16 protein-coding genes are annotated in these 23,425 nt (G+C 56.1%); 9 read left to right on the top strand and 7 right to left on the bottom strand.

Features of this window, described 5'->3' with window-relative positions:
- Positions 1 to 89 precede the first annotated feature (89 nt).
- Positions 90 to 2,093, top strand: coding sequence for a DUF1549 and DUF1553 domain-containing protein (locus CGZ80_RS12235; RefSeq protein WP_233148383.1), 2,004 nt, complete (start codon positions 90 to 92; stop codon positions 2,091 to 2,093).
- A 23-nt stretch (positions 2,094 to 2,116) separates the two neighbouring features.
- Positions 2,117 to 3,415 carry a DUF1501 domain-containing protein gene (locus CGZ80_RS12230; protein ID WP_094414896.1) on the top strand — a complete coding sequence of 433 codons (1,299 nt, stop codon included), beginning with the start codon at positions 2,117 to 2,119 and terminating at the stop codon, positions 3,413 to 3,415.
- Positions 3,416 to 3,538: 123 nt separating this feature from the next.
- Here CGZ80_RS12230 and CGZ80_RS12225 read toward each other — a convergent pair whose 3' ends face one another.
- The 4 genes from CGZ80_RS12225 to CGZ80_RS12205 all read right to left on the bottom strand — a co-directional run bounded on the left by CGZ80_RS12225 (position 3,539) and on the right by CGZ80_RS12205 (position 9,093).
- Positions 3,539 to 4,663: a BON domain-containing protein gene (locus CGZ80_RS12225; protein ID WP_094414731.1), complete on the bottom strand. Its 1,125-nt coding sequence runs from the start codon at positions 4,661 to 4,663 to the stop codon at positions 3,539 to 3,541.
- A 265-nt stretch (positions 4,664 to 4,928) separates the two neighbouring features.
- Positions 4,929 to 5,735 (bottom strand): tryptophan synthase subunit alpha, encoded by an 807-nt coding sequence (gene trpA / locus CGZ80_RS12215; protein ID WP_094414727.1) that lies wholly within the window; start codon positions 5,733 to 5,735, stop codon positions 4,929 to 4,931.
- A 134-nt stretch (positions 5,736 to 5,869) separates the two neighbouring features.
- The gene (locus tag CGZ80_RS12210) at positions 5,870 to 7,162 is read right to left on the bottom strand and encodes a hypothetical protein (protein WP_094414725.1); all 1,293 of its coding nucleotides are present in this window, start codon (positions 7,160 to 7,162) and stop codon (positions 5,870 to 5,872) included.
- A gap of 23 nt (positions 7,163 to 7,185) precedes the next feature.
- On the bottom strand, positions 7,186 to 9,093 hold the full coding sequence (locus CGZ80_RS12205) for a hypothetical protein (protein WP_094414723.1): 1,908 nt from the start codon (positions 9,091 to 9,093) through the stop codon (positions 7,186 to 7,188).
- A gap of 394 nt (positions 9,094 to 9,487) precedes the next feature.
- On the opposite strand from CGZ80_RS12205, the gene CGZ80_RS12200 reads away from it, so the two are divergent.
- The gene (locus CGZ80_RS12200) at positions 9,488 to 12,727 is read left to right on the top strand and encodes a dockerin type I domain-containing protein (RefSeq protein WP_094414722.1); all 3,240 of its coding nucleotides are present in this window, start codon (positions 9,488 to 9,490) and stop codon (positions 12,725 to 12,727) included.
- Positions 12,728 to 12,833: 106 nt separating this feature from the next.
- On the opposite strand, the gene CGZ80_RS12195 is transcribed toward CGZ80_RS12200, so the two are convergent.
- Entirely contained in the window at positions 12,834 to 14,888 is a 2,055-nt protein-coding gene (locus CGZ80_RS12195; RefSeq protein ID WP_094414720.1) for a hypothetical protein, read from the bottom strand.
- 258 nt (positions 14,889 to 15,146) lie between these two features.
- Here CGZ80_RS12195 and lepB point away from each other — a divergent pair, with 258 nt between their 5' ends.
- Complete coding sequence (gene lepB / locus CGZ80_RS12190; RefSeq protein ID WP_094414718.1) at positions 15,147 to 17,249, top strand: signal peptidase I; 2,103 nt, start codon at positions 15,147 to 15,149, stop codon at positions 17,247 to 17,249.
- An 80-nt stretch (positions 17,250 to 17,329) separates the two neighbouring features.
- Positions 17,330 to 18,223: an LPS export ABC transporter ATP-binding protein gene (gene lptB / locus CGZ80_RS12185; protein ID WP_233148382.1), complete on the top strand. Its 894-nt coding sequence runs from the start codon at positions 17,330 to 17,332 to the stop codon at positions 18,221 to 18,223.
- A gap of 18 nt (positions 18,224 to 18,241) precedes the next feature.
- Here the strand turns inward: lptB and lpxK are convergent, their stop codons facing one another.
- Both lpxK and CGZ80_RS12175 read right to left on the bottom strand, forming a co-directional pair.
- The gene (lpxK, locus tag CGZ80_RS12180) at positions 18,242 to 19,342 is read right to left on the bottom strand and encodes a tetraacyldisaccharide 4'-kinase (protein ID WP_094414716.1); all 1,101 of its coding nucleotides are present in this window, start codon (positions 19,340 to 19,342) and stop codon (positions 18,242 to 18,244) included.
- A 114-nt stretch (positions 19,343 to 19,456) separates the two neighbouring features.
- Positions 19,457 to 20,248: a hypothetical protein gene (locus CGZ80_RS12175; RefSeq protein ID WP_094414714.1), complete on the bottom strand. Its 792-nt coding sequence runs from the start codon at positions 20,246 to 20,248 to the stop codon at positions 19,457 to 19,459.
- 328 nt (positions 20,249 to 20,576) lie between these two features.
- On the opposite strand from CGZ80_RS12175, the gene ychF reads away from it, so the two are divergent.
- The 4 genes from ychF to CGZ80_RS12155 are packed head-to-tail and all read left to right on the top strand — an operon-like array spanning position 20,577 to position 23,371.
- Entirely contained in the window at positions 20,577 to 21,674 is a 1,098-nt protein-coding gene (ychF, locus tag CGZ80_RS12170; RefSeq protein ID WP_233148393.1) for a redox-regulated ATPase YchF, read from the top strand.
- Positions 21,675 to 21,721: 47 nt separating this feature from the next.
- The gene (locus tag CGZ80_RS12165; RefSeq protein ID WP_094414710.1) at positions 21,722 to 22,285 is read left to right on the top strand and encodes a hypothetical protein; all 564 of its coding nucleotides are present in this window, start codon (positions 21,722 to 21,724) and stop codon (positions 22,283 to 22,285) included.
- An 11-nt stretch (positions 22,286 to 22,296) separates the two neighbouring features.
- Positions 22,297 to 22,656 (top strand): amidohydrolase, encoded by a 360-nt coding sequence (locus CGZ80_RS12160; protein ID WP_094414708.1) that lies wholly within the window; start codon positions 22,297 to 22,299, stop codon positions 22,654 to 22,656.
- A gap of 43 nt (positions 22,657 to 22,699) precedes the next feature.
- Entirely contained in the window at positions 22,700 to 23,371 is a 672-nt protein-coding gene (locus CGZ80_RS12155; protein WP_233148381.1) for a hypothetical protein, read from the top strand.
- Positions 23,372 to 23,425: the final 54 nt, after the last annotated feature.

The following is a 23,425-nucleotide window of genomic DNA, read 5'->3' as shown; positions in this document are numbered from 1 at the left end:
TAGAATGAGTACACGCGTACCGCTAACAGCGTACTGTTGTTACACGCGTGCTTTTCATCTCCCCCCTCCTGCAGCACCAGGCCTGTCTTATGGGTCAAGCGATTCGACATTGGATCCGCCCCCAGTTTGCCCTGCTGGCAATTATCGTGTTCCAGTCCGGTTGGACGCCGCAATGCCTTGCTCAAAAGCCGCCCAATCGACAAAACGCCAAGGGCCAAACCGCTGGCCGGGCGCAGATGAAATCGAAGGCGACGAACACGCCAAAGATTCGATTACCTGAAAGCGTTCGCAAAGAACCATCGCATTTGATGGACGTCGAACCGGCGGCACCGCAGCGACGCGACGAATTGCGCTACGCGGCGGCGGAACTGGATCATCTGATCGAGAAAGACTTGGCCGACGCCGAGATCACACCCAACCCGATCTCCAGCGATGAGATCTTTTTACGTCGTGTCTACTTGGATGTCGCCGGTCGAATCCCGACTCTGGCGGAAACGAAGTCGTTCTTGGAGTTGAGCGATCCCGACAAGCGATTCGATTTGATCGACAAGCTGTTAAGCAGCCCGGATTGGGTCAGCCATTCATACAACTTTTGGGCCGATACGTTGCGTCTTGTCGAACGCCCTCAGCCCAACATCATCGCCGAACCTTACCTGGCATACATCAAGGATTCGATCCGCGCCAACAAACCTTACGACAAATGGGTTTACGAGATGTTGACGGCCGAAGGCAAAGTCTGGGACAACCCGGCCGTCGGATACCAACTTCGTGACGACGGAATGCCGTTGCCCTATGTCGACAACACGGTTCGCGTTTTTCTGGGGACACAAATTGGCTGTGCCCAGTGCCACGATCACCCCTTCGACAATTGGACACAGCATCAGTTTTATCAGCTCGCGGCGTTCACCAGCGGAACTCGTACCCGGATCCGACGCGGCGATCCGGGATTTAAGAAAACAAACCCCGCGAGCGCGCTGATTAACGAAGGCAAAAAGCAGTTCCCCAAAGGCAAAGTTCCCGGATCGTTTCAACGTTTAGTACGTGCAAACACCTACGCCGTGTCGGAAGTCAACACGCGATTGCGATTGCCGCATGACTATGCCTACGACGACGCCAAGCCGGAAACCATCGTCAAGCCAGCGGTTCTTTGGGGAAAGGTCCCATCTAAGGCAAAGGAAGCTTCACCACGGCATCAATTCGCTGCTTGGCTGACCAGCCCTGATAACGAACCGTTTCGTCATACGATCGTCAATCGTTACTGGAAACGTTTCATGGGGATTGGATTTGTCGAACCGGTTGATGACTTTATCGACGACACGCCACGTTCGAACGAACCGGCAATGCGATACCTTGGCGATCAACTCGTGCGATCCGGATTCGATCTGAAGGACCTGACGCGGATCATTTTGTATTCACGAACCTATCAACGCGAAGCGACCGACTACAGCCTGACTAGTGGCGAGTTGTACCGCTTCCCCGGCCCCACGATTCGGCGAATGACTGCCGAGCAGGTTTGGGATTCGCTGTTGACTCTCGCGGTCCGCAATCCGATGCCGTTCCAGCGTCCGTCGGCGAAGGAAATTGGGCAAGCGGTCGATGTCGACTTTGCATCGCTGACGTTTGATCAAGCCAAAGCTAAGGCGGAAGCATTCCAGAAGACTTACTTTCTGCCGGTCTACAAACGCGGGCTGAATCAACACGCCTACCAAGGCAACGTGCTTTGCCGGGCAAGCGAATTGCCATCTCCACAAAACGCGGACCACTTTTTGCGTCAGTTCGGCCAGGGAGATCGCGAATCGATCGATGGTTCTGACAGCGAAGCAACGGTGCCGCAAATCTTGGCAATGTTCAACGGGCCGATCACACACGTGATGCTGGAACCCGGTTCCGCAATCGTCGATGATGTGTTCGCGATTGAACAAGCACGCGATCGGATCGACGCAATCTTCTTAAGCGTCTTGTCGCGGCACCCGAACCCTCGTGATCGAGCCACGGCCGCCCGTGAATTGGGCAAAACGAAGAACGATAACGTCGGCTACGGAAACATCGTTTGGGCGTTGCTAAACACTCGTGAATTTCTGTTCGTCCAATGAACCACTCTGGCGGAAGTTTTCTGATGAACGGTTGCAAAGAATTCAGCTCGGACTCGCGACGCGGCTTCATGCGTTCGGTCGCGGCAACTTGCTTGGGCGTCAGCTACGCTGGACTGTCCGGACCACGCGGTCTTGGTTCAGCCGATGCGTTCGCGGCCGAGCCGAACATGGGCAAAGCAAAGCACATCATTTATCTGTTCATGGAAGGGGCGATGTCGCACCTCGACACCTTTGATCCGAAATCAGGTGTCCCTGAGGCTGGCGAGACGAAGGCGATCCAGACGCGTGTGCCCGGCATGATGTTTTCCGATCGCTTTCCAAGACTGTCGTACCTTGCCGGTGCAATCACCGTCGTCAGGTCGCTGTCCACCGAAACCGGTGCGCACGACAAGGCGCAGTACCTGATGCGGACTTCGTACAAAAAATTAAACAGCATTCAGCACCCTGGGATGGGCGCTTGGATGTTGTCACAACAAGGCCGATTGAATCGCGAACTGCCCGGAAACTACGTCGTCGGTGCTGCGAACCGACATCCCGGAGCTGGCTTTTTAGAACCGTCGCTTTCTCCCGTCCCCATCGCCAACCCAACCACCGGCATCCAAAACGTCGAGCTGCCAAAGTACCTGCCCGAATCACTGTTTGAGCGTCGCCTGTGGCTGGCGGAAAAGTTCGACACCAATTTTCAAACGGCTCACCGCCAAAACCAAAAGATCGAAGCCTACAACCAGCTTTACACCGAGGCTCGGAACCTGATGGGCAGCGAGCACTTGAAGGTGTTCGACATTAAAGACGAACCCGAAAGTGTCCGCGAAGCTTACGGCGACAACACGCTGGGCCAAGGTTGCTTGCTAGCGCGGCGACTGGTCGAGAGCGGTGCCAGGTTTGTCGAAGTCAGCTATGGTGGCTGGGACATGCATCAAGACCTCTACAGTCGGCTTGATGAACGAGCCAGCCACTTGGACAACGCACTCGGGATCCTGTTAAAGGATCTGCACCGCACCGGTCTTTTGAATGACACCTTGGTCGTCCTAACAACCGAGTTTGGACGCAAGCCATCGATCAACGCGAACGCCGGTCGTGACCATCATCCCGGCGCGTTCTGCTCGCTGTTGGCCGGGGCCGGAATCAAAGGCGGGCAGGTCTATGGCGCGAGCGACAAACGTGGTTTCTCGGTCGATGACAGCCAAATGTCGGTCGCCGATTTCAATAAAACCATCGCTGCAGCCGCTGGTCTCCCCACGGATAAAGAACTGTTCTCGCCCAATGGCCGCCCTTTCAAGATCGGTGGCGACGGCGAAGTCGTTGAAGACCTCTTGGCGTAGCACGGGACACATCAACAAAAAAAACCGCGATAGGAAATTCCCATCGCGGTTTGTTATTCAGAACTGTGGCCGACTTTTCCGGCCCGCCAATCTGATCTCAGCGATCAGGCTTCGCGGTCAATCTCAACGATCGGTGAAGTCCAAGAACCACCATCCGTCGTCCCATTCCAGGGAGACCTTACGCCATCCCAATGGAACTTGTGGGTAAGGATAGAAAGGTCCGATGTATGGCCATGCCGAGGGGCTGTATTGCTGTGGATAAGTCAATGCAGCGTAGTTCGGGTAAGCCGCGTATCCTGGCCATGCGTAGTTAGGCAGGTTCGGTGCGTCATAGCGAGGAGCACCGGCAGCAACGCCGTAGTTCATCGGAACGGGTTGGCCGCTGACAGGAGCACCCATGATCGGAGCCGAAGCGGTCGTCATGCGGGCACCCATGTGTTGAGGTGCAGCCATCGTTGGGACTTGGTCGATGCTCGCTGGCGACATGCGGTTGCTAGCCAGTTGAGCGGGAACGCCCGACGATCGCGATGGCGACAGTGCGGGAGACGGTTGGCTGTTGATCACAGTGATCTGTTGATCGACGCCTTGAACACCGGGTGCAGCTTGTGCGATCGCGATGATACGATCACAAGCGGCTTGGGTCGAAGCACGACCGTTCAGGGTGACAACGCCACCGTTGCATTGAACGTCGACACCGAAGCCACGAAGGCTGCCGCTACGCTGAGCGTCGCCGAGGGCTTTCACCACACCGGCAACAACCTGTTGGTCGCTGGCGACGGGGGTGGCTAGTTCAACAGCCGAAGTGGTGCGGACTTCGCCAGGGGCGATTTCCAGTGCCGCGTGTTGCGCTGGTGCGGCAGGTGCCACGTCCAGGCCGGCGGTCAACATCTTGCGAAGTGATTCGCGAGACTTTGCCAAGGTCGGCACTGCTTCCTCTTGAGGTGCAGCTTCGACAGTGGCCGCTGATTTGACAGTGACTTCGTCAACAATCTTGTTGATTCCGTCGATGCCGTTGGCAGCCGCGAGAACCAAATCCTTTTGGCTCGATTCGCTGACGCTGCCGCGGAACAAGACAACGCCCTGATCGACTTTCATGTCGAGGGTGAAGTCTTTCAGAACGCCCGCGTCGCGGGTGCTCTTCAAACGGGTCATGATTTCTTTTGCAATCTCACGGTCTCCACCAAAAGCCGACGCCGGCCCAAAAGCGGTGATCGCAGCGATCGCCAATCCTAGATACTTTCGTCGCATGGGAAATGCCTCCTACAGTTCCAAATCGCTCCGGCCGGCTGACGTTTTTTACGAGCAGCCCCACGACGATGCGGGACTTCTCAATCGCGGGTGGTGCTCCGTCAACCGGAAAATCCGTTTTCGGACCGGTGTTGCTGTAGATTTCGGCGATCAACGCGAACAGGAGGTAGGTTTTTTCGGATTTTGCCGTCGAATCAACCGGGCGACGCCGTAAAGATTGCCCAGATTCCCATGCTTAGTTTTTTTGACCTGAGAACACGCCAAATTAACCCTCTGTGGAGTCAATTGCCGCTCGCAGTTCACCCACAAACTGCGAAACGGTCTCGGCCGCGATGTTCGGATCCGTGTTTTCAGCGATTCGGCGGACGACAGCCGAGCCAACGATCAGTCCGTCGGCGACTGGAGCCAAGCGGGCTGCCGTCTCAGGGCCACTAATCCCAAATCCGATACAAATTGGCAAGTCCGTTTCGCCACGTAACCACGAAACACTGTCAGTTAAATCCGTCGGCAGTTTCGTTCGCTCACCGGTGATCCCAGTCACACTGACGTAATACAGAAATCCGGTGGAGGAATTCGCGATCTCGACCTGGCGCTTTTTAGGAGTCGTCGGAGTCACCAGTTGGACAAGGCTGAAGTCCTTGTCTTTGCAGATCGCGGACAATTCGTTGGCTTCTTCGACAAGCAAATCGGGAACGATCGCACCGCGGTATCCACACGCCATCGCTTGGTCGACGTACTTTTCCAGCCCGACGCGGTAAATGATCGAATAGCTGACCATTGTTACCATGGGGATTTCGACCGCCGCGGCATGCTCACGTCCTAGCTGCATTGCATGCTCCAAACGGAATCCGCTCTCAAGCGCACGCTGGTACGATGCCTGGATCACAGGCCCGTCAGCAATCGGGTCGCTGTACGGAATCCCGACTTCACACAGATCCGCGCCGGCCGCCTTCATTTTGCCAAGCACTGCGGCGGTGGTTTCGATATTCGGATCGCCAGCCGTCAGAAAGGGCATCAGGGCTTTTCGGTTCTCTGCCTTCAAGCGGCTGAAAAGGTCATCAATCGCGGACATGAATGATCTGAAAGTTCAAATGAGGTAGGTCGCTGACCAGAAACGCGTCGAGGCCAGAGCGTAGTCGAATCGGCCGCTCGCGTTTAGCCCCAGTCAGGCGGAAATACACACCGCTAGTCAGCCCGGCCGGCTTCTCAGCGAGATCGCTCGCGAGCCAGTTCCGCGAGAATTAATCCCAGTTGCATCACTTGTCCGATCGGGTGAGTATCGATCCCCGGCAGGACTAATTCGATCTGATCGCATGTCGGTGTTGCAGACGCCGAAACCACGCTTTCGAAACGCTGTCGCTTCAATTGCTCAACGGAAATGAGGTCGCCTGATGTGTCCCAGAGTTGAACCGGATCCGTCCGTGGCGGTTCCGCCAACCAATGCATTGTCACTGCAGGGCGATTCGCTGATCTTGTCGGATTGATTGCCCCAGATCTCGCCCAAGTGGCTGACGCCTCTGTGGCGGTTTCGATCGCCTTGATCCACCAACGCAGCAAACCGTCAAAACTGTTGGACCATCCGATACAGTCGAGTTGTCGCTGCTCGATCAACCCTGCCAGCTGTAGCGACAGATTTTCGTTCCACTCTCCCTCGGCAAAGTTTTTGTTGATCGCGGCGGCACCAACGAGTAGCTGGATCACGTCCAGTCCCAGAAACGCCGCGGGAAGCAAACTGGCCGGCGCAAGGGCTCCCATAGTCCCAGATAGCAGCGAATTGCTATGCAACAGCTCAAACGGCGGACCAAATCCGCCAATGGACGTCGCCCAGTCATCGGGTTGAGCGGTAATGATCGTGATCGGTGCCGGAATCTCCGAGGCGTTTTCGCCAGAAACTGCGTCGTCCCACGTTGGCATTTGGCCAGCCAGGAATCGCAGCAGCGGGATCACCTGGGACCGGCTTTGTTGATCATCGATCGCCACGATCCCCCAGCGTTGTTCGGCGCGCACGTCCCCGTAGCCATTTCGCGCCAACCGCCAGACAAGCGACTGGATAAAGTCATTGTCCATCTCGGTGTCGGCAAAGTAGATCCGCGGTTTGCTTCCACGGTCAGCACGCGACATTTCGTTGTGGTACGGGTCGCAGCAAGCCGCTGTGATCGCTTGCACACTTAGGATCGCATTGGGCGGCCCGAGCACAACGATCGCGTCAAGGCGATCGTGTAGGGAGTTAGCGATTCGGAAAACGTGCCCCAGTTCGCTTTCTTCACGATGGCGTTCGTATGCCAGCAGCAATTGCTCTGGCAAGGCATAAAAGGATTGACTTTCGGGCAACCGGGGGCATTGCCAATCGACGTCGTCGAGATCCGCAGCATGCTGGGACAGGACTCGATCGCGGCGTGACTTCCAGTCTGCCTTCAAATCGCGATCGAGTTGCGCAAGTGGCGAGTTCGCTGTGACATCCGAGCCACAGCGACGGAGATTAATAAGAGAGCGGTTCAAGAGTCACGACGGCCGGTAAGCAATCAGTTCGGAGTCGACTTGTATTGGTCAGCGATCCACTTGCGAACCACGGTCAACTTTTCTTCCTCGGTACCGTACAGGATTTGCAGTCCTTCTTCACCACCGACAATATCGAACACCTGCAACACTTGATCGTCGTTAAGCAGACCTTGCGATTGGAACAAGCGAACTTCGGCAAGTGTCGCGAGGCTCTTGCTTCCACCGCTCGCCAACAAACTTCCGATCCGCTTAACAGCAACGTCGGATGTCAGGCGTGGAAGTTCGACTGTCATTTGGCGATCCACGATCGGCAAAAAGCTGCTCATTTGCTCGCCGATGTATTCTTTCGCGCCGACGCCTTTCGTTTTCGATTGCTGGTTGTACTCGATGGAATCGATTCCTTTGGAAACGACCAACTGCTTCTTGCTGTCGACGTGAAACAAACGGCACTTGGAAATGTTTTGTGTGTTTTCGCCACGTGTTTCTTTGAGAGAAACGTTGATGTGAATCAACAAATCCAAACCGGCTTTCTTGGCATTGGCGAGGTGGACGTCGGCATCACCCATTCCCAAATAAACGATTCCGGGGCGCCACATCGGCAAATCCGATTCGGCGGTTTCCAGGAGATCCACAAAGCTGCCGGAGACCGCGTCTTGCTGTCCCGCGCCGTCACTGACGTCGATCATCGCCCGGCCGAAATTGCCTTCGGCATAGCGTTGGTCGAACTGTTCGGCTAGGAACGTGGCGACTGCGCCAAGATTGTCTTCAAGCTCTTTGGCGGCGGCTTCGCTGAGCATGCTGCGATCGAGTCCGCTCAAACGGTCGCCGGGGGTCTGCGCGGCCGGTGAGGAAAACGAAAAGCCGTTTTGGCCTCCAGGTCCGCCCGGCCCACCAGACATTCCTGGCGCACCAGGACTTCCGCCCGCAACTCCAGGGTAGGAACTGCTGCTACTGCCGTAGGCATCTGCCATTTGCTGTTGTCGATTCGCGGAGCGGTCACGCGTTTGCTCGGCGGCGTATGCGGTTGGGTTGCCGCCAATGCCGCTGCCGTAGTCCATTGAAGGGCTGCTCGAGGAGCCCTGGGCCATCATCGCTTGCTCCTGTGCTGATGGGCCACCATACATTCCGCTGCTGGCCATTCCGCTTGACATGCCGCCGGTTCGCGATGGCGAGTCTGTGATCGGTTGTGGATCGGTGGCATCGCCTCGAACTTCCATCGAGATTCCCCAGCGAACCTGCCACACCGGTCGCTTCAGTGCGGGGCTGTACTTGACCATCGAAAGCTGTTCGGATGCGTTTTCGAATTCGGCAACCATGTGGCCAAAGTAAAGCTGACGCGCAAGTGACGATGCTCCCTTGGCGTACGCAACAGTCGCTTCGTTCATCAGGACGGGGCCAGAAGCGATCGGGACTGCCGACTCGGGGCTCGCAATGGAAGAGATGTCAGTGCTTTTGGCCGCGTTGACCAGAAACTGCTGCATCATGATTCGTGCGACTTCGCTGCTCGGCGCCGAACTTGATCGACCGTTCCCGCCGTAGCCACTTCCAGACGATCCACCACCAGGATATCCGCTGCTGCCCGGGTACCCGCTGCTGCTGCCTCCCCCGGGATAGCCGCTTCCTGGGTAACCGCTGCTATCGGATGGGCTGCTACTGCTTGGGTATCCACTGCTGCCGCTTCCCGGATATCCACTGCTGCTACTCGGCCCGCCACTTGGACTTGGTCCGCTGCTAGGACTCGGACCACCACTTGGGCTCGGTCCGCTGCTGCCACCATCGCTCCCGGGATAGCCAGCCGGGGCTTGCGACATGACTTGGTGGGAATCCAACAACATGAGCGCCCCGCAGGCACAAAGAACGGGGCCTACAAAACGACGCGAGCGGACGAACCGCTGGCCGATCGAAAGCAAGGTTTGGACGTTTGCAAACATTGGACTTCGGCTTGTTTTAGGAAAAAGCGGGACGAGGCTTTGTCGGTGCGGTGGGAACACAAACCGACCGTGCAAATCTCTGAACGAGTCTAGTCAACCGGCCGAGGAAAGTGTGGCGGAGCGAACCTGACTTCGACGCGTAAGCATCTGGTAAAGAATCATACCAAACGCGCGTTTTCTTGGGTCCGATTGCGTTCGCTCCAGCGTATCATAGACGTCGTATCTAGCGAATGAAGAAAGCACATTCCGCGTGGAAACAAAGAAAAGTTGCGAAAAACGCCTGCCAGCCCTCCACTGAGGGGAACTTGTTTAGGCAGCCCTAGTCAGAATCTACGGCGAAGTCCAGAATTGTCGCTTCGTTAGATACAAACCTCCAAGGAAATCTCGCATCACAATGGGAAGCAGGCGGCGATTCGTCCGAAGCGAAAGCGAATTGATTCGCAAAGCGACTTCGCTGCGCGGCGTGATTCACTTGCGTGCAAACGCAGGCGATCGATCCGCTGCTAGCCGTTCCCGCCGACGTGCCTTGGTCTTCGAAACGCTCGGCCAACGACGAGTGCTCGCGGTGATCACCGGCACGATTTTTAATGATGCCGACGGTTCGATGCGTGCCGAGCCTTCCGAGCAGCGGCTCGAATCTCGATTGGCTTTTCTCGATGCCAATGACAATGGCAGCCTGGATGCCGGTGAGGCATATCAGCTCACCGATCAAAACGGAAATTATCAGTTCGACGGTGTCGAGTCCGGAATCCACCCCGTTCGCCTGTTCGGAAACTCACAAACGCAAACGTTTCCCGTCGCGGGTGCGAGTCGCCAACTCGCATCACAGTTGGACCTCAGCGAAGCGGTCGATGCTGGGCTCGCGGGCGAAACACTACACATTGCGACCTCGCGTTCACTCGTCTTTTTGCGCACCACGGGCACATCCGCGCAAGTGCAGTCGTTGCCGTTCTCTGCCTCCAAAGTCGTCCTGCCGATCGGCATAGCGGCGGGCCAAGCCGCAACGGTAATGCTTGGCGACACCGGTGGGCAAACGCCGGACCCGTCAGGTCTGTGGCTGGTCCACTCCAATGACCAAACGCCTGAATTGCTGTTTTCAGGCACCAGCATCGACGCGGCTGTTGGCGACGATGGCTATGGGATCGTCGTCGATTACCAAGAGAATGAATCGCTGATTCACAGCCTGCAGGTCTCACCCTCCAATCCCGATGACCTCACGCCTCCGGTCGCTGTCAGCATCAGCAGTGAAGCGTTCTCGGTTCCCGCCGGTGCACAAGTCCTCGCTGCATCGACCGCGTTTGACACGTCCGAGACTTCCACAAACGGTGACGTTGAACTCGCCAGCAGTCGAACCGTGGTTGCTTGGCCGGTTGCCGCAACCGTCGACGACGGAAACGAAGTCCCCGCGCTTCACACATCGATCTGGAACAACCGATCTGCTGGATGGATCGAAGGTTCGGAAACGGTAATTGCCGGCGCTAGCGAATTACTCAGCTTCGATGATAAAGCTGGGCTTTTGGCAATTCGCGACGTCCATGGTGATGTGCTCGTTTTGGACGTTGACGCAAATTTCGCCGAGCTGCAACGTTTCGAAGAACTGCCCGGGCGAGTCGACCTGGTGCAAGGACGCGATGCCCTCCTGTCTGCCACGCCAGACGCGGATGGGCACCGGTTGAAGCTCCAAGACCTGAATACAGCCAACACCCTGGCGACATTCGAACTGGGAACAACCGCGCCGCAAAAACTGATCGCCGGACAAACGACGGGGGCGTTTTTTGTGCTATCGACATCAGGGCTCTCGAAGATTGCTTTCCAACAGCGTGATGCCCATCGGATCAATGTCACCGAAGAAAACCAAACCTACCAAGCCGACTTCGGTGTCATCGCCAGCACAGACAACACCACTCCTGAGGTCCAACAGACCTACACCGCAAACGCCGTCGAAGACGAAACGCTGTCGATTCCGGCAACCGCATTGATGCAGTGGGTCACTGATCAGGACGGCGATCGCGTTGTCCCGCTTGTCGCTCAGCCACCCACACACGGGTCCATCGAAATCACTGACGATGGCTCGCTGAATTACACCCCGGAAGAAAACTACAACGGAACGGACACGTTCTCGCTGCAATTTCACGATGGTGTGGCGCTGTCTTCGCCAATCGCAATCACCGTCGACATCGAGTCGCGACCCGATCCGCCCACTGGGATTTCGTTCTTTGGTGATGCCATCCCGGAACACACCGTCGGGCCCTACGTGGTTGGTGGGATCTCGATCGATGATGTTGATTTCGACAGCGAATATCAACTGGCCGTTTACGACGATCGCTTTATCATCGAAAACGGCAACTTGGTACTGGTCAAAGGCCCGCTGAACTACGAAATCGAAGAGGTCATCCATCTCGCGATCGCGGGAATGGACCGTCGCACCGGATATTACTTTACTCAAGACCTCGACATTCAAGTCGCCGACGAAAACGATCCCGTCACGCAGTTGTTGGTCGGTGGAAGTTCGGTCGAAGAGAAAGTCAAAGGCGCTTACATCGCCCACCTGAGTTCATTTGACGAAGATCGTTTTCAACCGACGACCTACTCGGTAAGCGACAACCGGTTCGAAATCCGCAATGACAACGAGCTGTGGCTCAAGCCGGATGAATCGCTTGACTTCGATCGTGAGCCGTTTGTGGTGATGACCGTTAAAGCGGACGACAATCACGGCAGTTCGATGTCCAAAGAGTTCCGCCTGAACGTCAGGGACCAACCTGACTACGGCGGCTCAATCACACTGACGAACCACACCGTGGTGGAGCTTGAAACCGGCGCTGTCGTTGGCGATGTCTCGCTCAATAATGTCAGCCGCCCGAGTGTTTATCACATCAGTGTGAACGATGCACGATTCGAAGTCGACGGCAGCACCCTAAAGCTTCTCGATCATGTCTCTGTGCGGCGTTCGGCGGCCGAGCAAATCGAATTGACGCTCACCGCAATCCCTTCAGAAGGTGACTACAGTTCGGTTTCGAAGTCGTTCATTATTGAGGTCCTAGAAAACGCCTCGCCATTCCACAACGATGTGAATCCATACGACGTCGATTCGAATGGCACCGTCAGCCCTCTCGACGCGCTGGTCATCATCAACTTGTTGGGAATCTATGGCCCCGGTCCGGTCGGTCCGGGGAACCCTGGCTTCGGCTATGACGTCAATGGCGATGGCCAAGTGACAACGCTCGACGCACTCTTGGTGATCAACATCTTGAACACCCTGCAGAACGGCGGCACCGTTGGTGGTGAAGCAAATCCTGATGACGATTCGCCAACGAACAGCCAGTCGAACACAACGCCGCTGCCTGATCCATCGACGGCGAACAACGACACCAGCGCGAACCGAGATTTCTCGGCGTCAACGCTGACTCAACTGAATAGCTTGGAAACGGATTCGGATGGCGATTCCGCACCTCCACTCAGCTCGAATCCTAACTTCTGGTGCTCGGCTACGTCTGACCTAAAAGACTTGCCAGTCGATCATGCCCAGCGCGCGACGGACTGGTTGCTGGATCTCCGAGACGGAGACCCGGATCTGGATCGTGCGATCGACGAACTGCTGGTCGACTTGCAAGACGCTCTCGATCAAAAGGCCTAGCAGCCGGTTGATTTTCGAGTGTCATCTTTCGCCGCTTTTGCGACGCAAGAAGGCGGACATTGGGAGAATGCGGCCGCTGAGCAATCAGTCAAAACACCCAATCGTTCTACGATCCGTTCTCTTTCTTTTCCGCTTGAAGCGCGCTCTCAAATTCAGCCAATTGGCGAAGCATCGGAAACGAATATCGCTCAAGTTCTAACGCTTCTTTCTGTGTTGCGATCGCTTTTTCAAATTGCCCCAACGCGTAATAGCACCTTGCGCAGGTATCCAACCGGGCCGCGCGCCGATCAACGTCATCCGCGGTAACGAACGACAGCGATCGCAAACTACATTGCAGCGCCCTCTCCAGATCGCCTTCGGTGTTTGCGACCAACCAAGCGTACTCGTTGTACTTCTCGCCGAGTAATTCTTTGTAGCGGTCGTCCCGTGCGAGCGACTTTGATGCCTCGTACTGGACGATCGTTCGGTCGAGGTTCTGGACGTATTGCGAAATACGTTCGCGAACGCCTCGCCGCCATTCCGGATCACTTGGGTCATCGAAGCGGAACATACGGATCAAAATATCGACATTGCGGTTGTCGAATACGTACGCCTTCCGCAAGTTTTCCTTTGCCTCCGTCATTTCGGAATCCGTCAGGGCGTCTTTTGCCAAGATCGCTAGGGCGCTCTGGTAGTAAAACTCGCTTTGCACAAACTGGCTCAGGATTTCATAAATCATCAGCTTGCGAACGTATTCCTTGTCGCGATCAATGCGGTCGCAAATCACAGCTAGCGTTTGCACTGCTTCTTCGTGGCGAAGTTGGTTTGCGAACAGGGATGCGAGCTTGATGCGCGCCCGAACACCAACATTGGTTTCGATGTCGCAGTTTGCCATGATGGCGCGAAATTCGCGTTCTTCCCAATCAAATTGGCCACGTTTCTCCAATTGAATCGCGACCGAAAAATGGCTGAACGCGATGTCTTCCAACTGATGATCGGTCAGCTTTCGTTGGTCTTCCGAATCCTTGTCGTCGTCTTTCGGTTGCTTCTCGTCGACGACGGGAAGTGCGTTGATATTGAAAGCGTCAAATGCCAAACGCTGGCCTTTCTCGGCATTCCCGCTATCGCGAAACGCCTGCGCCGCGGAATAGAGCAGTTCGGCGTTCATTGAAAACGAATGGCGATGGCGGTCATACAGTTCCGTCACGATCGGATACAACTCGTGCGAAATCGCCCAGTCGGTTTGATTGGCCAGTTCATGCGTCGAGGGCGAAACCAAATCCAAGTTGTCGATCACGATGGAAAGCGCCGAAGGGCGAGCGTCTTCATCAATTGCCCGCGTCGCAATCACCTTGATCAATTGCAACACCGAATCCGCTGTCACATCCGAATTGATTCCCATATCAACCTGCCGACGCTGATCGTCGACCACCGATTGCCAGCGTTTGGCATCGAATTGTCCGGCGCGAAGATCGTCAACGTAGGCGCGAAGCCATTCAATGGGGTCTCTCTCGTTGTCCCCAATCACACTTAGAATTTGGTCGATCAGGGTCTGCCGCTTTTCCTGATCGCCGGGAAGCGGTTGCTTCAAAATGAGCATCGCAGCACGTCTTGAGAGTGCGTCAATCTGATCAAATCTCGCCAGTCGTGCCAGGGCTTCGCCCCCCATAAAATCGGGGAGTCGTCCGAGTAATTCAATCCGCGCAAGTCGATCGGTCGTGCTCTGGGCACCGTATTCAAACAGGATTTCTTGAACTTGCTTCGGATCGCTTTCGTTGGACCAGCGAACCTGCAAGCTCTTGTGTAGATACCGAGCAGCGGTTTGCACCTCACTGTCGTTGTGTTTTTGCGCTTCACGCAAGGCATCGAACGCTTCTAGACCGAACGATTTCAGTTGATCGCGGGCGCGGACTCGCGTCGCATAGCTGTCACTGCCCAGCTTTTCGATCAGGTCGCGGATGATTTCTTCGTTGGATTTTGTCCCCGCACCTAGCGTGCGAGCTGTGTCTGTCAGGCCACTCGTGTTTTGTGCGGGCTCTTGCGAAATCGCGATCGGCGAAAGCATTACGACGACAACCAATCCGGCAATTACCCCACCCGCCAGTGGTGACACGACGGTGGAAACAGCACTCAGCTGGCTCGATGAGAAGCCTTGCCGACGTCGCAATTTGAGATTTCGCATTGAAGACGTTTCAATCGTTGGCGGTATAAACGAATGGTCAGACACCGCTATTCTATCGAGGTGTCGGTTTGATGTGCAGGTTGATGACAGCGGATGGGACAGTGGTTTCCCCCGGATAGTGATGGTGGCACCAAGATTCCAAGGGCTGAATCGAAGTTCCACTGATGACACGAAACCGCTAGGATGACGCTCGAAATGCGTGGCCACTCCACGAGCGACCCCGCCCGACCAGGCAACTTCACGATTGACGACAATTGAATGCCACGAAAATCGAATAAACGCTCGGAGAGCAAAACGACAGTCACCAGCGCGGAGCCATCCGGGGCGAGTGTGAGCGATAAACCGGAGGCGACCGCCCCCGAGGTCAAGCAAACGAAAGAACAAAAACTGGCTGACGCGATTCGTACCGAAGGCAGTCGTGAAACAGTCGAGGCCTTTGTCGTCGCGTTTATTTTGGCGCTTCTCTTTCGCGCTTTCATCGCCGAAGCCTTCGTCATCCCCACCGGGTCCATGGCTCCGGCCTTGATGGGAGCACACAAAGATATCTGGTGCTCGCAGTGTGATCACCGATTTCAAATCGGAGCAAGCAAGGAACGTCGTGGTCCCTACCAAGACGATACCGTCGTGGCCGGAATCTGTCCTAACTGTCGCTACACCAACAGCTTAGACTTGGCGGACGACAGCAGTGACCGGACGTTCAATGGCGACCGAATTTTGGTCAGTAAATACGCCTACGCGATCAGCGATCCTGAACGCTGGGACGTGATCGTTTTTAAGTTTCCTGGCAACCCGAAGCAAAACTACATTAAACGTTTGGTTGGACTGCCCGAGGAAACCCTTTCGATCCGCCACGGTGACGTCTATGTGGAAGACAAAAGTGGCGTCAAAAGTATTCTGCGTAAACCGGACAGCAAATTGATGGCGATGAGCCACCACGTTTACGATTCTGGCGAGCAATCGCCGTTGCTTGCCAGAGCAGGCTATCCCAACCGATTCCAGGCTTGGCAAGAAGGCTCGGCGACACCACCAAAGGAATCGTGGGAGCTGTCGGCTGACAATCCCAGTGTCCTTGCCACACTCGACGCGACATCCAATTCCGCCGAGCATTGGCTGCGATACTTCCATCGCTGGCCAAACGAGGAACAATGGCAGGCCGCCCAAGAAGGCGAGTCACTGTCGAGCATCGATCCGTTTTCGGGACGGCTGATCACGGACTATTACGCCTACGACTGCTACATCACAGTCCCAACCCAGAAGGTGTATCAGGGACGTGTTGCGAGCGCCCCTGGAATGAACGATACACCTCGCCGACGCGGTATCGTGGGCGCTGTAATTGGCGTCTCAAAAATGGTTGCGGGCCTGTTTAGTAGTTCAGTCAATGCGAACCCGCTCAATCCAGAATACGAACCCGGCGGACCGCTCTCGCAATTCGGTTCTTCGGTCCGGTTTGGCGAACGTGGTCACGCGAACGAAGGCATGCACTGGGTCGGTGACTTGATCGTCGAAACCGAGTTGCAAACATCGGAGGCCTGCAAACAAGCCACCTTCGAAATCATCGAAGCGGGCGTGCAGTACCAGTGCAGTATCGATTTGACGAGTGGCAAGGTTTCTTTGGCTGCACTTTATCAAGGGACACCACGAGCGATTTTTGACTCCGCTGACGGTTCCCCAAAAGACACAGTATCGGGATCGTGCGATTTCACAGCGGGACAAACCGCCAATGTCCGTTTCTCCAATTGCGACGATGAACTAAGGCTTTGGATTGACGGAACGCGTGTCGAATTTGAACAGCCGGCGACGTTTGATGTTTCCTTGATTCACCAAGATTCCGGTGACAATCGGCCCTATTACGCCGGGAAACAACACCCGCTTGATGCGTCCCCCTTTGGCTTGGCAGTGCAAGGCGGTAAAGCGACCGTCAACCATGTCGAGATTAAACGTGACAAGTACTACATCGCGACAAACACCAGTTCGTTCCAAATCACCGATTATTCGCCAAGCGAGCTGTACAGCTTGACCAACAGCAGTGTCTCGGACAACGAGATTCAAACCGTGCTCAGCGATCCCAACTTGTGGGACGAATGGCCAATCTGGAAAACGCGTCGCGAGGTCTCGTTCAAGCTCGAAAAGGATCAGTTCTTTCCGATGGGCGACAATAGCCCTGAAAGCTTGGATGCACGTTGCTGGGCAGGCGCAAAACAGACCATGGGCCTGCCCGACTCAATTCGTGAAGAAGCGGACCGCTACGCCGACGCGTCGTACGTCCCACGTGATCTGCTGGTTGGTAAAGCGGTTCTGGTCTTCTGGCCACACCCTTGGAACTTCACCCCAAACTTCAGTCGTTTCCGCCTGATCCGTTGACGCTGTCCGTCGCCTGTCGATGCTTGTTAGTCGCCCCAGTTGAACAGGGGCCATCACATTGAGAAATGGAATTCCCAGTCATGCAACCTTCAGACCAAGAACTCACCCCAGTCCTTGAAGCGATCGACCTGCAGAAAACGTATGGCCGTCGCCGAGTCGTTGATGGAGTGAACCTAAAAGTCGGTCGCGCCGAAATCGTTGGCTTGCTTGGTCCCAACGGGGCCGGAAAGTCGACCAGCTTTCGAATGATCTGTGGGATGGTCCAGCCCGATCGAGGACGCGTCTACCTGGAAGGTCGCGATGTGACGGACTGGCCAATGTTCCGACGCGCACGTGATGGCCACATGGGTTACTTGCCTCAAGACCCAAGCGTGTTCAAGAAACTGACCGTCGAGCAAAACATCTCGGCATTGCTCGAACTACTAGGGATGGATCGCAAGTCACGCAAAATTCGCACCGACGAACTACTCGAAGAGTTCAACATCACGCACATTCGTAAATCGAAAGCGGCGGGATTGAGTGGTGGCGAGCGCAGGCGTCTGGAAATCGCACGATGCTTGGTATCCGAACCCAACATTGTCATGCTGGACGAACCCTTCGCCGGGATCGACCCCGTTACCGTCCAGTCGGTCCAGGGCGTGATTATGCAATTGCGTGAATCGGGCATCAGCGTTCTGATCACTGACCATGCCGCACGCGAAATCCTTGGCACCGTCGACCGCTGCTATGTGATTTCACAAGGCCGGGTCTTGATCGACGGAACGCCCGATGAAGTCAAACGCCATCCTCAAGTCCGCAAAGAATACCTGGGCGATCTTGACGGAGCGACAAACTTTGCCGATCGCCAAAACGAAGCGCGGATGCGTGGCTCAGCTGGTAACGAGTCGGCGGCAACGCCCTCTGTCGTCCCCCGCCATCACCTCAATCGCGCCCGCCCAAGCTCGGCGACGCAAAGTCACGTCTCAGACGTTTAACGAACGCATCGCGAGCGATCACCATTCGATCGTCTCAACGGCCTCGGCTTGACGTTGAATGCCAACCAGTAACTGCTCAAAAGCTTCGTTCGGCTCTAAGCTTGCTTCAATCGTCAACGCTCTTACCGGCACGCCGCCTAAACGGTCGCACTGGAGTTTGACAAGGTCTTTTTGCGTGCAGACCAAGGCATCAATTTTGCCAAGCGTTCGTACCCACGCAACGATTTCGTCGACCGTCGATCGGTCATAGTCAACGTGATCGGGGAGTATTTTCTGCGAAGTGACCTTCGCCCCTGTCGCGTCAACACTGTGCCGGAATGCGTCCGGATTGCCGATCCCACAAAAGACTGCGACCCTCGCACCGGACAAGGTCTCGACGGAATCGATTTGATCGGGGAACGTCAACAGCCCGCTCGCTGCATGTGTCGAACGAACAATAGGGCGATTTGAAACATGCTTGCGTACCGTCTTGATGACTTCGTCGATCGCCGATTCGCTGACTTGATCACATCGCGTCAAGATCACCGCGTCAGCACGCTCTAGTGATTCCAGTGGCTCGCGCAACAGGCCCCTTGGTAACAAATGGCCAAAACCGAATGGGCAGGTCACGTCGATCAACACCAAGTCCAAGTCGCGGCCCAACCGGCGATGTTGGAACCCATCATCCATCAGGATCAACTGAGTATCTAATTCGTCGATGGTGACTCTGGCTGCCGCAACGCGATCGGGATCTTGCACGTGTGGAACGTCTGGCAAACGCTGGTGCAACTCTCTTGCTTCGTCGTTCTCTGACGCATCCCCACGCCCATAACCGCGACTAACGATCGCGACACGGACGCCTTGATCGCGATACCAGCGGGCGAGATAGGCAACGATCGGTGTTTTGCCAGTGCCGCCGGTGGTCACATTGCCAACGCTGATGACCGGCACTTCCAATGAAATCACACGGTCGCTTTGGCGATCGAATCGGCGGTTGCGGAAACCAATCGCGACACGGTATCCGGCTTCTCCGATACGCAGGCCCAAACGCATCAAGAGGGCAACCGGACCACGCTGCTGGCCGCTCATTAAAGCTCGATAGTCCACCGGATCCGTTCGCCCAAATCGTGTCGTTGTCATCAAATCTCACCGGAGATCCCACTGCAGAGGCGCAGTTGGACCGTCGGTTCTACCAACGATCGACTGGTCCCGACAAGCGGTTCGCACATGCCGGAGGAACCGTAAATGCCAAACTCAGTTCGGCTGGCGAATCCAGTGCTTGGTCCGTGCCGCTTCCGGATCGGCCGACAGGTCGCCAGCGGGCAGCGATTGCAAGACGGATTGTCCGGCAGGACGCGCGGCGGATCGCTTTGAACCAGGTTGCTGCGAAGCAGCGGAGGGAACCGTATCGGTCAACCGGGCTGCAGATGCCGGTAACGCAGAGTACGTTGGCAAGCTCATTGGGCGTGCGGTTGAAGGGCGTCGGTTCTCCTCGGCAACAAAGGGCGCACTTTGTGTACGACGCCCAGGTTCCGCGATCACCGCTTGAGCCGGGTTGGGATTCATCGCCAACTCCGAAACGTTGGGATCAACGAACTGGGTTCCCGCGAACCGGCGTTCGAATTCGGCGATCTTGGCAGCTTCCGCCTCTGAAAGCTGATTGGCCGGCGGGTCGACGGAAAAGCTCGGGCCACCCGGTGAAGTCATTGTCCCTGCCAGCTGCGAAGGGATCGATCGGAACGCACTGCCCGAGTTCTCCGGAACTGCCGAACTGGCCGCGCTAAAGCGTTCTTGGTAGTAGGGATCGGGATCCAGCGGTACAGCGGTTTCTTCGTACCGCAGCGGCAGCGAGTTGATTGCGACAGCGGGATCCGCCTGCATCATTTCGTGCTGCGGTTCATAGAGCGTCGGTACATCGACTTCGGCGGTCACTTCTTGAACAAGCAACTCGATCGCCCGATCGTCAAGTGTCGATGGAGAACCGTATCGGTTGGGTGGTGTCGGCCCCGGATCGGGAGAATCCGTCCGGCGGAATGGCAGAGCCATGAGGGCTCCGGCAAAAAGAATGATGGCACCGAGTGTGAAGCGTCGCACTGGGAGGGACCTTTGCGATTGCGAGTTTCGATGGCCCTCCGTGACTGCGAATTCCGCTTCGTGCGATTAGTCAACTCGTCAGAATCTCGAGTTTTTCTCCACAAATCCACCCGCTTTGCCTGCAGGATTCCCTTCTGCGGGCCGCCTGTAGGACTCAGCGAAACTTATCCGCGCATTGTTGTGTTCCAGTTCGTCCCACTGTGAAGCTGTGCCCTTCGAAAAGTGCCTCGACGATGATACGCTTTGCCTTTTCATCCAAGTCCCAGAACCGCCCAAGACAATATCGATGGAAGCCGGGATCGTCGGTCTGCCAAACGTCGGCAAAAGCACGCTTTTCAATGCGTTAACCAGCTCGCAATCCGCACAAAGCGAAAACTATCCGTTCTGCACGATTGAGCCGAACGAAGGGATCGTTAACGTGCCGGACGCTCGCCTGGAACGTATCACTAAATACATCGCACCACAAAAAGTTGTCCCCGCAGCTTTGAAACTGGTCGACATCGCCGGCATCGTCAAAGGTGCCAGCGAAGGCGAAGGGTTGGGAAACAAATTCCTCAGCCATATCCGCCAAGTGGACGCGATTGTCCAGGTCGTCCGTTGTTTCGAAGACCCAGACGTCGTCCACGTCGCCGGGGCTGTTGATCCGGTCGCCGACATCGACACCATCGAAACCGAATTGGTGCTGTCCGACTTGCAAACGCTCGAAAACGCGATGGCTAAAGCACAGCGCACCGCTCGAAGTGGTGACAAAGAGGCGAAACTGCGGGTCGCGGCAATCGAAAAGTGCAACGCGCACCTGGAAACCGAACAGCCGCTGCGGACACTCAAGCTGACCGAAGCGGAAGCGAAGTCGATCCACAGCTTCGGATTGATGACTGCCAAACCGATTCTGTACGTCGCCAACGTCGACGAAACCGACCTCGAAGGCAAGAATCCACTCGTCGATAAAGTACGCGAACACGCCAAACAATCGGGCGCCGACGTCGTCTGTGTCAGCGCAAAGCTGGAATCCGAATTGGCCGAACTCGAAGACGACGACTTGGCCGAAATGCTGGCCGACGTTGGTTTGGAAGCCCCCGCACTCAGCACGATTGCTCAGGCGGCCTACAAGACGCTGGGGCTGCAAAGCTATTTCACCGCTGGCGAAAAAGAAGTCCGCGCCTGGACAATCCCGGCCGGTGCGACCGCACCACAGGCTGCCGGCGTGATCCACTCGGACTTCGAAAAAGGCTTCATTCGCTGCGAGGTTTACACGCTTGAAGACCTCGAAACGTTTGGCAGCGAAAAAGAAATTCGCCAAGCCGGTAAACTACGCGTAGAAGGCAAGGACTACGTCATGAACGATGGCGATATCTGTCACTTCCTTCACAAGATTTAACGCTCCCTCCACTTCGCCCCTCCGTCTTACTCTCGAAGTTCACAACCATGAAGATTTTTGCCGTTCTGTGTGCCCTTTGCGTCGCCCTGTGCTGGGGGCTCTACGGTCCGACATTGACCAACGCACGCGCCCCAGCCGACTCAGCCGTCAAATGGGGTCCGTTCAAGCCCTACGTCTTCATCGGCATGGCCTATGTCGTGATCGCGATCATCGGTGGCTCGCTAATGATGAAGACCGTCTTCAACGATAACTTCGACTACACCGGCCCGTACCAGCCGGCGATGAAGTGGGGATTCCTTGCAGGTGTCTTGGGGGCATTCGGTGCTCTCGGACTAACGTTTGCCTTGACCAAGGCCGGTGGTAAACCCAGTTACGTGATGCCGATCGTATTCGGTGGTGCGGTGACCGTGAACGCGATCGCTTCCTACTTGAAATTCCACGAAGGAAACCCGTTGATGTTCCTCGGCATGGGCTTGGTCGCCGTCGGCATTTGCTTGACCGCTGCCTATACCCCGCACGGGCATGCACCTGCCAAACCGGCTGCAGCCGCGGCAGTGCCAACCGGTGAAGCTGCCGCGCCGGATACGCCGACAACGCCATCCGACTCGTAAGCGATAGCTAGATGACACCTCCAGTCGAACCACACGACCGAGTCATCCAGATTGATCAACAAGTTGCGCACCTCTGGATGGTGCGCACGTTTCTCAAGCATGCTGACGAGTCCGAAGACGACGAGGACTTGCGTGATATCGTTCGCGATATCTACGACTTTATCCTTGCCGTCGGCCCGCTTGATGAAGTCGACGATGACGCGAAGTATCTCAAAATGGCTCGCAAGAAATTGTCGAAACTTCGCAAAGCCACTGAGCTCTACGAAGAGATTCAACCCGAGGTCAGCGGGCACACAAACTTTGTCATGGCCGCCAAGTCGCTGCGTCTTGCACTCGACTCGATCACACTGACGGTCAACGCGGATCGGTGATCCTGCCTGCCTCGCACCACCTTGCCGCCCAACGTTGCACGTCATGGAAAGTCCGAAAACAAAGCCGAATCGCTTCATCGATCCGACGATGTTATTCCGGTTCGAAATTCCGATCCGCAAGGACGAATTGAACTGGACGGACAAAGGCCTCGAACTCCCCGATCGCTGTCGAGTTCCGTCATTCGGCTCCCTCGCCGATCGGCCGTCGTATGCAGATGTCCGCATCGGTTGGTCAGAAAGCGGCCTGGGATTCCACCTCCGCGTCGTCGGTAAACGACAATTGCCGTGGTGCCGCGACACACGACTGGACGAGAGCGACGGGTTTCATCTCTGGCTGGACACTCGTTGCAGTCCCAACATCCACCGCGCGACGCAGTACTGTCACCGATTCTTGTTCATGCCCGCTGGTGGCGGTCCACGTCGCGAACGCCCGGTCGCTTCGCTGATCGAAATCAATCGCGCCCGGACAAATCCTAAACCGATCCCGCCGGAAGCCCTGAAAATCAAAACCGTCGCCCGCCATGATGGCTACGAACTGAGTGGTTTGATCCCTGATCACGCGATGACCGGCTACGCCCCCAAAGACCAGTCGCGATTGGGGCTATACTTTGCGGTGCTGGATCGTGAACTCGGTTGGCAGACGCTCAGCCTCGGCGAAGAGTACCCTGTGATGGAAGACCCAAGTCTTTGGGCCGAAGCCGACTTGGTCGACTAGCCAGTCGCTCTCGATTCTATTCCTCCCCCTACCTTTTCCTCCCACCGCGGTGCC

This window comes from Rhodopirellula sp. MGV (genome assembly GCF_002251265.1).
In the GTDB taxonomy this organism is placed as follows: Bacteria; Planctomycetota; Planctomycetia; order Pirellulales; family Pirellulaceae; genus Stieleria; species Stieleria baltica_A.
Note: the sequence above shows the minus strand (reverse complement) of the source record. Positions and strands in the feature narration are given on the sequence as shown.

Coding starts and splice junctions, on each gene's coding strand:
- lepB (WP_094414718.1), top strand. CDS start 15,147: ATGCCACGAAAATCGAATAAACGCTCGGAGAGCAAAACGACAGTCACC.
- CGZ80_RS12225 (WP_094414731.1), bottom strand. CDS start 4,663: ATGCGACGAAAGTATCTAGGATTGGCGATCGCTGCGATCACCGCTTTT.
- CGZ80_RS12200 (WP_094414722.1), top strand. CDS start 9,488: ATGGGAAGCAGGCGGCGATTCGTCCGAAGCGAAAGCGAATTGATTCGC.
- lpxK (WP_094414716.1), bottom strand. CDS start 19,342: ATGACAACGACACGATTTGGGCGAACGGATCCGGTGGACTATCGAGCT.
- CGZ80_RS12165 (WP_094414710.1), top strand. CDS start 21,722: ATGAAGATTTTTGCCGTTCTGTGTGCCCTTTGCGTCGCCCTGTGCTGG.
- CGZ80_RS12230 (WP_094414896.1), top strand. CDS start 2,117: ATGAACGGTTGCAAAGAATTCAGCTCGGACTCGCGACGCGGCTTCATG.
- CGZ80_RS12160 (WP_094414708.1), top strand. CDS start 22,297: ATGACACCTCCAGTCGAACCACACGACCGAGTCATCCAGATTGATCAA.
- CGZ80_RS12155 (WP_233148381.1), top strand. CDS start 22,700: ATGGAAAGTCCGAAAACAAAGCCGAATCGCTTCATCGATCCGACGATG.
- trpA (WP_094414727.1), bottom strand. CDS start 5,735: ATGTCCGCGATTGATGACCTTTTCAGCCGCTTGAAGGCAGAGAACCGA.
- lptB (WP_233148382.1), top strand. CDS start 17,330: ATGCAACCTTCAGACCAAGAACTCACCCCAGTCCTTGAAGCGATCGAC.
- CGZ80_RS12175 (WP_094414714.1), bottom strand. CDS start 20,248: ATGGCTCTGCCATTCCGCCGGACGGATTCTCCCGATCCGGGGCCGACA.
- CGZ80_RS12195 (WP_094414720.1), bottom strand. CDS start 14,888: ATGCGAAATCTCAAATTGCGACGTCGGCAAGGCTTCTCATCGAGCCAG.
- CGZ80_RS12235 (WP_233148383.1), top strand. CDS start 90: ATGGGTCAAGCGATTCGACATTGGATCCGCCCCCAGTTTGCCCTGCTG.
- CGZ80_RS12205 (WP_094414723.1), bottom strand. CDS start 9,093: ATGTTTGCAAACGTCCAAACCTTGCTTTCGATCGGCCAGCGGTTCGTC.